We start from the raw sequence: 12,665 nt of genomic DNA, 5'->3' as shown, positions 1-12,665 counted from the left end.
GATGGTTCCCACGCTTCTGCGTGGGAACCAAGGCCAGGGCGCTCCGCGCCCGTTCTTGCTCAGGCGCTCGATAACGGACGCAGAGCGTCCGGAGAGGCATTCCCACGCAAAGCGTGGGGAACGATCAGTTGACTGGCAGTTGTAGGGTGGGCCGGGCGGCGATCCGCTTCAGCCCACCACAACCAGCCTCTCAGAAAGCAATCAGCCCTTGCGTTTGGCCCAGGCACCCAGCTCTTTCATCAACACCCGCTCCTGCCCGGCGATGCCTCGAAGCATCTCGGCGATCGGCCTGAAGTCCGGCGCCTCGCCCTTGCTGCGGCTGGCCCGTACACAGGCCGAGGCAAACTGGCGCCAGTCATCGCCCACCGCCGTGAGCCGGGACGATGCCTCCTGCAAGCTGGTATCGCCGATTTTCTCGCCGGCCTCCTGCAGGAAACTGGCGTACATGAAACGAAAGCCTGCACCGCCAGTGCCGATCTCTTCCTGCATGCGCACGATATGAGTGAGGTACAGGCGGTTGTACTTGACCTGCGCCGGGTCGAGCGATTCGACGCATTTGGCCAGGTGCTGGATGCCACGAATACCGATCCACGGCAGCGGCATGCCGTCGAGGATGCGCGAGGTGGACAGCACGCTCTGGCGGATCAGGCGCTCCCAATCCTGATCCGGCGACACGTCGTCGAGGTAGTACATCAGGCCCTTGGCCGCCAGCGCGCCCTTGGCGAAGCGCGCCTTCTGCAGATCGGCGCTGGCGCAGCGCACCGGCTCCTCGAATACCGGATCGCTGAGCAGGTACTCGTCACCCTCGCGCCCATAGGCCAGCAGGTTGTGCGCATTGAAATGAAAGCGCATCTCCGGTGGGAAATACGGCAGCCAGAACACCGAGCTCTGCAGGCCAGCCAGGCGACCGCTGTCGAGCGCCGCATCCAGCGCAACGCGGCCCTGCTCGGGGTTGGAAAACGTGCGGCTGGTCAGGCGCACGCCAAGGCGTTTGCTCAGGGTTTTGATCAGGTGGCGCGGCGGCATGCGATAGGCAATCAACGGCATACCACCGAGCTTGACGATCGGCAGATAGGCGAAGGCCAGACCCGATGCCAGGCCGAAAGCCATCGGCTCGCTCATGGGCAGGCCGGCGTGGGTCAGCAGACTGGCCATGACGCCACTTTCGCAGTGGGCGCTCTGGCGGTGTTCGAACGCAGTCATGGCAACTCTCTCTGGTAGCGACGCAACTCGTCGACGGTCAGGCCAAAGGCCTCGGCGTAGCGCGCCAGCAGCGAAGTGCTCAAGCGGCGATAGATGTCTGGACGGAAATGCCGGCGCACGCGCCATTGCCACAGGCCGGTGATTTGCGACAGGGCCGCTTCATCCATGCGGTAGCGGTACATCAGGCATTTCAGCGGTGACAGCTCGCCGCGCTGCCAAGCCTCTCTGGCCTCGGCCTCCTGGGCCTCGAGCTCGGCGACGGCGAGCAATGTGCTATAGGCCTCCGGCTCCCAGCCATCACTCTGGGTCCCCTGGTAATGGCCGCTGGCATCCACTGCGTAAACCAGCTTGCTGTGGCCACCATAGGTGGAGCTGTGATCCTGGGGAACCTCATCAAGCTTCATCGCCGACCACCGTCAGGTGCATGAACGCACTGGAGAAACGCCCGCTTTCAGGCACGTAGCAGAGCAACCGCTGGCCGCTGCACAAGCGACCGCCGTTGAACAGTTCTTCGAGGATGATGAAGATCGACGCTGCGCCGGTGTTGCCCTTGCTGGTCAGGTTGGTGAACCAGCGCTCCATCGGGATCGGCAGGTCGACATTGGCCAGGCCCACGGCCAGCGGCTCGCGGAAGAACTCCGAGGAGTAATGCGGGAGGAACCAGTCGATGTCCGCCACGCGCAGCTCGCGGCGCGCCATGATCCGGCGCAGCGCCTCGATCACGGTGTATTTGACGATGTTCTCGTTGAGCAGTTTGACGTTCTGCTTGATCGCCATCACCGACTGCTTCGCGCGCTCGTCGGCGTCGTAACGGCTCCAGCCACGCAGGGTGTCGTCCTGCATATCTGCACCGGCGTACATGCAGGGCGGCATCTGATCGGCGAAGGAGTAGATATCAAGCCAGTCGATGCGCAGGCTCAGACCGCTCGGATTCGGGCGATCCTGCAACAGCACAGCGCCAGCACCATCGGAAAGCATCCAGCGCAGGAAATCCTTCTCGAAAGCGATCTCCGGATGCTTTTCCAGCTCGTCGACGCGGCTTTCATACTCGGCGTTGAAGTTGCGCGCCTGCATCAGGGTCGAGGCGACCTCCGAACCACAGGCCACGGCCGTGCGGCTCTCGCCACTGGCCACGCTCATCCAGGCGTATTTCAGCGCCGTCATCCCACACAGGCAGATACCTGCCGTGGTCACCACCTCGCAAGACGGGTTGCCCAGTTCGCCATGCACCATCACGGCGTGCCCCGGCATCACCTGATCCGGCGACGAGGTGCTGGCCACCAGGCAGTCGAGCTGGTTCAGTTCGAAGCCGTCACCTTGTAAACCGCGAATGGCTTCGGCGCTGAGCTGTGCGTTGCTCATGCTCGGCTCGCCGGTATTCGGGTCGATCACGTAGTGACGCTGCTCAATACCATTGCGGCGCAGCACCAGTTTGCGCGCGCGCGATGGCTTGCCACCGACCATGCCGAGGCGCGTCTCCATCTGCTCGTTGCCCACAGGATCGTGCGGCAGGCTGGCGCTGATGCGATTGATGAATACGGGATGAGCCACTGCAATACCTCAGGTCACATCACTCGCCGGACGGGCCGGCAAAGTAGGCCTTCTCTCGCTGGATACGCGCCTTGAACAACGGAGCCAGCAACTTTTTCAACACCGCCGTGATCGGCACCACGGTCAGAATCAGGCAAATCAGGAACACGATGTACAGCACCAGCCCGGCGCCGCGTCGGCGGCTCTGCTGCGGGCCTAGCGCCGACAGCAGACGACTCCACAAGGTGAAACTGCGATTGCCGACCTTTTCGCTGGCGATCAGCTTTTCATCCACTTTCACCGCGCCCAGGCCAGCAAGCATCGGTGTCTCGATGGGTAGTTCGTCAGCAAGCAGCCGACGGGCCATAGCGTCGCCGAAGCGGCTGGCCGCCGCCAATTCCCGCTCGTCGATACCGGCACGCGGCACCCAGCTGTAGGGCTTCTGCCGGCCAGTGAACATCCACAGCGGTGTAGCCAGGAAGCTGGCGGCCGTACCGCAGGCGTCGGTCAGCACCACGTTATCCACCAACTTCGCACCCAACGTCTGCAGCCGTGCCTTGACCTTCTCTTGCGCCATGAGCCACATGTTGCGGCAACCAATCAGGGTCACCACTGGCGTGTCCTTCAGCAGGCGGGCAGCCTCGGGCGAGGCGAGAAAGCTGGTGCACGGCAGCGAGGGCGAGAGGAACCAGACCTGATAGGCCAGAATCACCAGGTCGTAGCGCTTGTCGGCGTCTACAGCGAGCGGCAGCAACGGCTGCGGCTTCATCAGCACGGTTTCCGGGAAGATGCGGAAGAAGTCGAGAAATGGCCAGGGAAAGGGGAACGGCTCAGCCGGTTGCAGCGCCAAGAAGTCCACCTGGATGCCGCCACAGTCGCGCAAGGGCGCACAGACCGATTGCGCCAAACGGTCTAATTGGCCAGTCTGAGAAAAGTGGACGACTAAAACATGACGCATTCGCGGCGCATTCCCTGCAAAATATGCAAATTATGCCACAGAGAATTCTTCAAACCGTAACCCGCCCGTGCCAACTTTGCCTATTGGTTCCGCTACTCGCTTGCCAGTCGCTCCGGGCAGGCGACCTGCTGATCGAAGTGGAAGGCGTACAGGATCGGGCAAACCTGTACCTGGCGCTGGTGCCAGCAGATCAGCAGGACTGGCAGCCCAGCCTGCGCGAACTTCAGGGTACGGAAACACCGCTGCGCCTGAATGATCTCCCCCCAGGTCGCTATGCCGTGCAGGTGTTCCAGGACAGCAACGGTAACGGTCAACTGGATCTCAGCCCCCGAGGCATCCCGCTGGAGCCGGTGGGTTTTTCCGGAAGTCCTGCGCTTTTCGGCGGCAAACCCACACCCAGCGAAAGCCTGTTCGAGCATGGCTATACGGACAGCATAATCGGCGTGCGCCTGATTCATCCGCGCAAGAAAAAGGAACGCGTGGCGCCAAGGGAAGCGCCAGGAAGGCCGCTGAAATAGCCGTCATTCTGCTTCGGTTGGCATCCAGATAGCACGCAGCACCGACGCTCCCGCCTTCGCGGGAGTGACGGCGAATGGGTCTTGGCGTCCTGGAGACGCCTTACCGGTGATACTGCGCGGACAGCTCGTGCACGGCCTCGAAAAAGGCGCCCGCGTGGGTCGGGTCGACTTCCGGGGTGATGCCATGGCCGAGGTTGAACACATGGCCACTACCTGCACCGTAGGCGGCCAGGATGCGCGCCACCTCTGCACGAATCGCCGCCGGCTTGGCATAGAGCACCGCCGGGTCCATGTTGCCTTGCAGGGCGACCTTGGCACCGACACGGGCGCGAGCGCTGCCGATGTCGCAGGTCCAGTCCAGACCCAGCGCTTCTGCGCCGGTGTCTGCCAGGGATTCGAGCCACAGGCCACCGCCCTTGGTGAACAGAATCACCGGTACACGGCGGCCATCATGCTCGCGAATCAGGCCATCGACGATCTTCTTCATGTAGGCCAGGGAGAATTCCTGATAGGCCGCCGCCGACAGCGCGCCGCCCCAGGAGTCGAAGATCTGCACCGCCTGCGCACCGGCAAGGATCTGGCCGTTCAGATAAGCGGTGACTGACTGCGCCAGCTTGTCGAGCAACGCATGCAAGGCTTGCGGGTTGTCGTAGAGCATCGCCTTGGTCTTGCGAAAATCCTTCGACGAACCGCCTTCGACCATGTAGGTGGCCAGTGTCCACGGACTGCCGGAGAAGCCGATCAGCGGCACACGGCCATTGAGTTCACGGCGGATGGTGCGTACGGCGTCCATCACATAGCCCAGATCTTTCTCCGGGTCCGGCACCGGCAGCGCGTCGATGTCGGCCAGGTTGCTGACCACCTTCTTGAAGCGCGGGCCTTCGCCGGTCTCGAAGTACAGACCCTGACCCATGGCATCGGGAATGGTGAGGATGTCGGAGAACAGGATCGCCGCATCCAGTTGCGGGTAGCGATCCAGCGGCTGGATGGTGACCTCGCAGGCCAGCTCCGGGTTCTTCATCAGGCTCACGAAGTCGCCGGCCTTGGCCCGGGTCGCGCGGTATTCCGGCAGATAGCGGCCGGCCTGGCGCATCATCCAGATCGGCGTGACATCCACGGGTTGCTTGAGCAGGGCACGCAGGAAACGGTCGTTCTTCAGGGCGGTCATGGCGGCATCCGACGAAAAAAGTGCGGGCATTTTCGCAGAGCGCAAAACAAAAGGCACGGCGGGTGCCGTGCCTTTTGTCCATCGCGACGATATGCCGCGACGATTCACCAACTGCGATAGGGCAGAAACTTGCCGTTGAGCACGATCTGTACACGGTCACCCTTGGGGTCGGCGACGCGGGAAATGTCCATGCTGAAGTCGATGGCGCTCATGATGCCGTCGCCGAATTCTTCGTGGATCAGCTCCTTGATGGTCTCACCGTAGACGTTGATCATCTCGTAGAAGCGGTAGATCAGCGGGTCGGTGGGGATGGACTTGTCCCAGTGTTTGTGCGGGAACGCCTGCAGCGCGGTGGAGACTTCCGCCGGCAACTCGAGCATCTCGCACAGGGCATCGGCCTGCGCCTTGGCCATGCTGTTCATGCCCAGACAGGCGGAGGTCGTCCACACCGGCGACATGCCGATGCCCTGGCCAAGCGCGGCCCAGTCCAGGCCCAGGCGCGCCTTCGCGTCGATGATGGTGGTGCGCATCTGTTGCTTATCCATGGTGAAACTCCTTCACGGGGGTCAGAGGTACGACCCTGGCGGCCGCTGCCGGCTCGTTCAGGGCGGGGTTGATATCGGGTGGGAAGCCTTGCTCGTCGGCCACGGTGCGGCCGCGCAGCTCGTGCGAGCGGTTCACCAGAAAGTCCACGAGGTGGTTACGGATGCGGTAGTACGCCGGGTGGTGAATCACCTGGTCGCGCTGGCGCGGCCGTGGCAGGTCGATGCGCACCGACTCGGCGATGCGCGCCTGCGGGCCGTTGGTCATCAGCAGGATGCGATCGGAGAGCAGGATCGCCTCGTCGACGTCATGGGTGATCATGAACACCGTCTGCTTGGTGGCGCTCCAGATCTTGATCAGCTCGTCCTGGATCACCCCGCGGGTCAGGGCGTCCAGTGCGCCAAAGGGCTCATCGAGCAACAGCAACTGCGGCTGAGTGGCGAAGGCGCGGGCAATGCTCACGCGCTGACGCATGCCGCCAGACAGCTGCGCCGGCTTGCGCGCCTCGGAGCCGCCCAGGCCGACCATTTCCAGGTACTTGCGGCTATGCGCGCGGCGCTGCTCCTTCGACCACTGCGGGAAACGCGCACGCACGCCGAACTCGACGTTCTCCAGCGCACTGAGCCAGGGCAGCAGGCTGTAGTTCTGGAACACCACGCCGCGTTCGAGGCTGGGCCCGGCGACTTCCTTGCCGGCCATTTCCAGCATGCCTTCGCTGAAGCTGTCGAGCCCGGCCAGCGCATTGAGGATGGTCGATTTACCACAACCAGAGTGACCGATGATGCAGACGAATTCGCCCTGGTCGAGACCGAAGCTGACGTCTTCGAAGACTGTCAGCGGCTCGCTGCCGGGTTGCGGGAAACGCTTGGCCAGGCGGCGCGCATCGAGAAAATAGCGGGACATGACATCACTCCTGATAGCTGACGAGACGGGCGACGCTGCCCAGCAGAAGGTCGAGCAGCATGCCGACCACGCCGATCATCAGAATCGAGAAGATCACGCTGGCCAGGTTGAGGTTGTTCCACTCGTTCCACACGTAGTAGCCAATGCCGGTGCCACCAACGAGCATCTCGGCGGCGACGATCACCAGCCAGGCGATACCGACCGAGATGCGCATACCGGTGAGGATGGTCGGCATGGCCGCAGGCAGGATCACGCTGAACGCCGTGCGCAGCGGGCTCAGCTCATGGGTGCGGGCGACGTTGATCCAGTCGCGGCGCACGCCCGCCACTCCGAAGGCGGTGTTGAGCAGCATCGGCCACACCGAGCAGATGAAGATCACGAAGATCGCCGAAGTCTGCGAATCCTTGATCACGAACAGCGCCAGCGGCATCCAGGCCAGCGGCGAAATCGGCCGCAGAATCTGGATGAAGGGGTTGAGCGCGCGGTACATCAGCGGCGACATGCCGATGACGAAGCCGACCGGGATCGCCACCATCGCCGCCAGCAGATAACCGGTCAGCACCCGATACAGCGAATGCGCGAGCTGGATGCCGATGCCCTTGTCGTTCGGCCCGTTGTCATAGAACGGCTGGCTCAGCTCGGCGTAGGCATGCGCCAGCACCACCGAAGGCGGTGGCACACGGGCCTCCTGCTCGGCTTCGCCCATGAGCAGGGCGTATTCGTCATCGGCACTGACTGCCGCGCTGGCGGGCACTCGACAGAGCACCTCCCAGATGGCGAGCAGCAGCACCAGCAGCACGGCGGAGAGGATCGCCGCGCGCAGGGAAATGGACGCTTTCATCACGACCTCCGCATGGCGAAGCTGGCCAGGTAACCGTCCGGATCGGCCGGATCGAAGGGTTTGCCCATCACACTGAAGGATTTGTAGGCATCGGCCGGTACCGGCAGGCCGAGCTCTTTCATCACCTTGCCGGCGTCAGCCGCGAGGAACACCCGCTCGGCAATATTGCGGTAGTCGACATCCCCCTGCAGATAGCCCCAACGCTTCATCTGGGTGAGGATCCACACCGCCATCGACTGCCATGGGAACGGATCGAAGTCGATGCGCTGCGGCTCGTCATGAATGTTGCCCAGGCCATCGGCATAACGCCCGCTGAGCACCTGCTGCACCACCGGTACCGGCTGGTTGAGGTAGTTGCGAGTGGAGATCGCCTCGGCCACCGCCTTGCGGTTCTCGGCCTTGGAGGAGTACTGCGTGGCATCGATCAGCGCATGCAGCAGCGCGCCATAGGTATTGGGGTTCTCACTGGCGAAGCGCTGGCTGCAGGCGAAGGCGCAGCACGGATGGCCCGGCCACAGTTCCTTGGTCAGCAGGTGGATGAAACCGACCTTCTCCCACACCGCGCGCTGGTTGAACGGGTCCGGCGAGAGGAAGCCATCGAGGTTGCCGGCGCGCAAGTTGGCGACCATCTCCGGTGGCGGCACCACGCGAATCTGTATGTCGCGATCCGGGTCCAGGCCGTGCTCGGCGACGTAATAACGCAGCAGGAAGTTGTGCATCGAGTATTCGAACGGCACACCGAAGCGCATGCCTTTCCACAGCTTCGGATCGCGTTTGTCCTGGTGCTGCATGCCGAGCACGATGGCCTGGCCGTTGACGTTTTCCAGCGCTGGCATGACGAAGGGCGTCTGCGTCGACCCCAGCCCGAGGCTGATGGCCAGCGGCATCGGCGAAAGCATATGCGAGGCGTCGTATTCGCCGGCCAGCGACTTGTCGCGCGCCACCGCCCAGCCGGCGGTCTTCACCGTTTCCACCTCCAGCCCGTACTTGGCGTAGAAGCCCATCGGCTCGGCCATGATGATCGGCGTGGCGCAGGTGATCGGCACGAAGCCGATCTTCAGCTTGGTCTTTTCCAGCGGGCCAAGGCTGTCCTTGACCGCCGCCTTGACCGCATCCAGCGGGATCATGCTGCCCAGAATCGCCGCCGCGACACCGCCCCCGATCATCCCCATGAAACTGCGCCGGGAGAAATCGTTGTGGCCGAACACGCCGCGCACGATGGCGTTCTCCACCGCGCGATCGAGCATGGCTTCGCTGCTATCGGGCAGCGAAGCGGCACTCGGCGTGCAACGCTGGCAAGCACACCCGGCGGCATGGGAAAGCTCGCTGTCGGGGCTGAATGGATCGTCCAGGCTATTGACGCTCATCATGATCACTCCTGCGATGGCCTGCCCCAGATTGGTGAGGCGGGCGCTGACTGGGCTGGGCCATTGCTGGCCGGTTCATGTCAGCTATTGCAGGAGCTGTACCAGCTCAAAAAACATAGCAAGCAATTGAAAAATAAAGACTTTAAATCTAAAACTTAAAACGAAATATCGTCATTAACGATATTTCGTCAGCGTTAGAAACGATATTTCGTCAAATGGCACGGCCTTTGGATAACAAGACAAAAGCTCAATCCCGCGAGGCCCGAGATGCCCGAACCAAATGCCGCCAGCCAATTGCTGCTACAGCGCATGCAGAGCGCCAGCCTGGTAATCGACCCGACCCACGACCGTATCCTGCATGCCAATCCAGCCTGCTGCGCCCTGCTCGGCTGGCCGCAGGAAGAGCTGCTCACACTGCGCGCCAGCCGTCTCTGGGCGCATGACCTTGGAGCACTGGTCACCTTCACCGAGGAAGTGCAGGTGCGCGGCAATGCCTGGCGCGACGGCCTCGGACTGCTGCGTCGCGACGGCGAGCGCCTGGAGGTGGAAATCGATGGCAGCCGACTGGAGCATGATGGCACCACCCTGCTCGGCCTGCTGATCCAACAGCGCCGCCGCCTCGACGCCCTGCGCGGGCTCGCTGAAGCCGAGCGCTATCAACGTCAGGGTCTGCTCGAATGGCAGGGCGTGGAACGCATCTTCCGCCAGTTCGAGCGGCAGAATCAGCTGATCCTCGGCGCCGCTGGCGAGGGCATCTACGGCGTCAACCGTAATGGCGAGACCACCTTCGTCAACCCGGCGGCCGAGCGTATTCTCGGCTGGCGTGCCGACGACTTGATCGGCCACAACATTCACGACCTGATTCACCACCACCATCCCGACGGCAGCACCTACGACGGACACACTTGCCCGATCTACGCAGCCTTCAACGACGGCGAAGTGCATCAGGTGGCCGACGAGGTGTTCTGGAACAAGGACGGCAAGCCGATCCCGGTGGATTACACCAGCACACCGCTGCGCGACGACGGCGAACTGGTCGGCGCCGTGGTGGTGTTTCGCGACATCAGCGAGCGCCTGGAAACCGAGCGCCGGCTGCGCCAGGCACTGAGCGAGGTGCAGCAACTCAAGCAACGCCTGGAGCTGGAGAATGCCTACCTGCAGGAGGAAATTCGTGGCGAGTACGCCCAGCACGACCTGGTCGGGCGCAGCGCCGCCATGCAGCAGGTAATCCACCAGATCGAACTGGTCGCCCCCACCGGCGCCAACGTACTGATCACCGGCGAGTCAGGCACCGGCAAGGAGCTGATCGCGCGCGCCATTCACGACAACAGCGGGCGCAGTCGTCGCCCACTGATCCGGGTGAACTGCGCGGCGGTGCCGCGCGAACTGTTCGAGAGCGAATTCTTCGGCCATATCCGCGGCGCCTTCACCGGCGCGCTGAACGACCGCGTCGGGCGCTTCGAACTGGCCGACGGCGGCACGCTGTTTCTCGACGAGGTCGGCGAAATTCCCCTGGAGCTGCAGAGCAAGTTGTTACGCGTGCTGCAGGAACAGCAGCTGGAACGGGTCGGCGACAACCGTACCCGTCAGGTGGATGTACGCGTGATCGCCGCCACCAACCGCGACCTGCGCCAGGAAGTACGCGCCGGCCGCTTCCGTGAAGACCTGTACTTTCGCCTCAACGTCTTCCCTATCGAGTCGGCGCCACTGCGCCAGCGCCCGGAAGACATTCCGCCCCTGGCCCAACATTTTCTCAGCCGCGCCTGTCGCCAGCTCAACCGCCCTGAGCCCAGTCTGCGCCTGGCCGACATCCAGCGCCTGCAGTCCTATTCCTGGCCGGGCAACATTCGTGAGCTGGAGAACCTGATCGAGCGCGCCGTGATCATTTCGCCCGGCACTCGGCTGCGCCTGGATTTGCCCAATGACAACGGCAACGATGCGCCGTCGCAGCCCCCCATCGAACAGGAAATGCGGATTTTCACCCAGGGCGAGCAACGCCGGCAGATGCGCGAAAACTTGATCGCGGCGCTGACGGCCTGCGCAGGCAGGATATCGGGGAAGGACGGCGCGGCGCGGTTGCTGGAGCTCAAGCCAACAACCCTGCGCTCACGCCTGGAGAGCTTCGCCATCGACCCGCGCGACTACCGACCGGGTAGGTCGCAGCCGCGCAGGTACGAGACGAATCAGACGCCGAGGTAGTCGAGGATACCTTCGGCGGCGTTGCGGCCTTCGAAGATCGCCGTCACCACCAGGTCGGAACCGCGCACCATGTCGCCACCGGCGAATATCTTCGGGTTGCTGGTCTGGTGCTTGAACTGCGACTGCTCGGGCGCCACGACGCGGCCCTGGCTGTCGGTCTGGATCTCGAACTGCTCGAACCAGGGCGCCGGGCTCGGGCGGAAGCCGAAAGCGATCAGCACGGCTTCCGCCGGAATGATCTCCTCGGAGCCCGGGATCGGCTCGGGGCTGCGACGGCCACGGGCATCAGGCTCACCGAGACGAGTCTCGACCACTTTGATGCCTTCCACCTTGTCTTCGCCAACGATGGCGATGGGCTGCCGATTGAAGAGGAACTTCACGCCCTCTTCCTTGGCGTTCTTCACTTCCTTGCGCGAGCCCGGCATGTTCTCTTCGTCACGGCGGTAGGCGCAGGTCACGGCCTTGGCGCCCTGACGGATCGAGGTGCGGTTGCAGTCCATCGCGGTGTCGCCACCACCCAGTACCACAACGCGCTTGCCCTTCATGTCGATAAAGTCTTCCGGCGACTTCTCGAAACCGAGGTTGCGGTTGACGTTGGCGATGAGGAAGTCCAGCGCGTCATAGACGCCCGGCAGGTCTTCACCTGGGAAGCCACCCTTCATGTAGGTGTAGGTGCCCATGCCCATGAACACGGCATCGTACTCATCCAGCAGTTGCTGCATGGTTACGTCCTTGCCGATCTCGGTGTTCAGGCGGAACTCGATGCCCATGCCGGTGAAGACTTCACGACGGCGGCTGAGCACGGTCTTTTCCAGCTTGAACTCGGGAATGCCGAAGGTCAGCAGGCCGCCGATTTCCGGGTTCTTGTCGAACACCACCGGAGTCACGCCGTTGCGCACCAGCACGTCGGCACAGCCCAGGCCGGCCGGGCCGGCTCCGATCACCGCGACACGCTTGCCGGTCGGCTTGACCTTGGACATGTCCGGGCGCCAGCCCATGGCGAACGCCGTGTCAGTGATGTACTTCTCCACCGAACCGATGGTCACCGCGCCGAAGCCGTCATTGAGGGTGCAGGCACCTTCGCAGAGGCGATCCTGCGGGCACACGCGCCCGCAGACTTCCGGCAGGGTGTTGGTCTGGTGACTCAGTTCGGCGGCGGCGAGGATGTTGCCTTCCGAGACCAGCTTAAGCCAGTTGGGAATGAAGTTGTGCACCGGGCACTTCCACTCGCAATAGGGGTTGCCGCAGCCCAGGCAGCGATGCGCCTGGTCTGCAGCTTGCGCCGGCTTGAAGTTGTCGTAGATCTCGACGAACTCCTTCTTGCGCTGACGCAGCAGTTTCTTCTTCGGGTCTTTGCGCCCGACTTCGATGAACTGGAAGTCGTTATTCAGACGTTCAGTCATTGCATTACCTCATCAAACCACTTCAGGCGCAT

Annotated in this window: 12 protein-coding genes; 2 read left to right on the top strand and 10 right to left on the bottom strand. The window is 63.1% G+C overall.

The window, feature by feature from the left end:
• Positions 1-201 precede the first annotated feature (201 nt).
• The 4 genes from GV002_RS14685 to GV002_RS14670 are packed head-to-tail and all read right to left on the bottom strand — an operon-like array spanning position 202 to position 3,691.
• Positions 202-1,203, bottom strand: a complete 1,002-nt coding sequence (locus GV002_RS14685; RefSeq protein WP_160019120.1) for a BtrH N-terminal domain-containing protein — start codon at positions 1,201-1,203, stop codon at positions 202-204.
• On the bottom strand, positions 1,200-1,607 hold the full coding sequence (locus GV002_RS14680; protein WP_160019119.1) for a hypothetical protein: 408 nt from the start codon (positions 1,605-1,607) through the stop codon (positions 1,200-1,202). Before GV002_RS14680 ends, GV002_RS14685 begins: the two co-directional genes overlap by 4 nt.
• The gene (locus GV002_RS14675; protein ID WP_160019118.1) at positions 1,597-2,754 is read right to left on the bottom strand and encodes a beta-ketoacyl-ACP synthase III; all 1,158 of its coding nucleotides are present in this window, start codon (positions 2,752-2,754) and stop codon (positions 1,597-1,599) included. The genes GV002_RS14680 and GV002_RS14675 overlap by 11 nt, the downstream gene beginning before the upstream one ends.
• 19 nt (positions 2,755-2,773) lie before the next feature.
• The gene (locus GV002_RS14670) at positions 2,774-3,691 is read right to left on the bottom strand and encodes a dialkylrecorsinol condensing enzyme (RefSeq protein ID WP_160019117.1); all 918 of its coding nucleotides are present in this window, start codon (positions 3,689-3,691) and stop codon (positions 2,774-2,776) included.
• 137 nt (positions 3,692-3,828) lie between these two features.
• Between GV002_RS14670 and GV002_RS14665 the strand changes: the two genes are divergently transcribed.
• Positions 3,829-4,209, top strand: coding sequence for a DUF2141 domain-containing protein (locus GV002_RS14665; RefSeq protein ID WP_256667098.1), 381 nt, complete (start codon positions 3,829-3,831; stop codon positions 4,207-4,209).
• Between the two features lie 100 nt (positions 4,210-4,309).
• On the opposite strand, the gene hemE is transcribed toward GV002_RS14665, so the two are convergent.
• The 5 genes from hemE to GV002_RS14640 all read right to left on the bottom strand — a co-directional run bounded on the left by hemE (position 4,310) and on the right by GV002_RS14640 (position 9,031).
• Complete coding sequence (gene hemE / locus GV002_RS14660; RefSeq protein ID WP_160019115.1) at positions 4,310-5,377, bottom strand: uroporphyrinogen decarboxylase; 1,068 nt, start codon at positions 5,375-5,377, stop codon at positions 4,310-4,312.
• 104 nt (positions 5,378-5,481) lie between these two features.
• Positions 5,482-5,922, bottom strand: coding sequence for a cyanase (cynS, locus tag GV002_RS14655; protein WP_160019114.1), 441 nt, complete (start codon positions 5,920-5,922; stop codon positions 5,482-5,484).
• Entirely contained in the window at positions 5,915-6,823 is a 909-nt protein-coding gene (locus tag GV002_RS14650; protein ID WP_160019113.1) for an ABC transporter ATP-binding protein, read from the bottom strand. The genes cynS and GV002_RS14650 overlap by 8 nt, the downstream gene beginning before the upstream one ends.
• A gap of 4 nt (positions 6,824-6,827) precedes the next feature.
• Positions 6,828-7,664 (bottom strand): nitrate ABC transporter permease, encoded by an 837-nt coding sequence (gene ntrB, locus GV002_RS14645; RefSeq protein ID WP_160019112.1) that lies wholly within the window; start codon positions 7,662-7,664, stop codon positions 6,828-6,830.
• Positions 7,664-9,031: a CmpA/NrtA family ABC transporter substrate-binding protein gene (locus tag GV002_RS14640; RefSeq protein WP_160020166.1), complete on the bottom strand. Its 1,368-nt coding sequence runs from the start codon at positions 9,029-9,031 to the stop codon at positions 7,664-7,666. Before GV002_RS14640 ends, ntrB begins: the two co-directional genes overlap by 1 nt.
• A 267-nt stretch (positions 9,032-9,298) precedes the next feature.
• Between GV002_RS14640 and GV002_RS14635 the strand changes: the two genes are divergently transcribed.
• On the top strand, positions 9,299-11,230 hold the full coding sequence (locus GV002_RS14635; RefSeq protein WP_160019111.1) for a sigma 54-interacting transcriptional regulator: 1,932 nt from the start codon (positions 9,299-9,301) through the stop codon (positions 11,228-11,230).
• Here the strand turns inward: GV002_RS14635 and GV002_RS14630 are convergent.
• Positions 11,215-12,633, bottom strand: a complete 1,419-nt coding sequence (locus GV002_RS14630; protein ID WP_017678548.1) for an FAD-dependent oxidoreductase — start codon at positions 12,631-12,633, stop codon at positions 11,215-11,217. The two genes, GV002_RS14635 and GV002_RS14630, sit on opposite strands and share 16 nt — an antisense overlap.
• Positions 12,634-12,665 lie beyond the last annotated feature (32 nt).

The organism is Pseudomonas sp. 8O (genome assembly GCF_902506495.1).
GTDB classification, from domain to species: Bacteria; Pseudomonadota; Gammaproteobacteria; order Pseudomonadales; family Pseudomonadaceae; genus Aquipseudomonas; species Aquipseudomonas chaetocerotis.
Note: the sequence above shows the minus strand (reverse complement) of the source record. Positions and strands in the feature narration are given on the sequence as shown.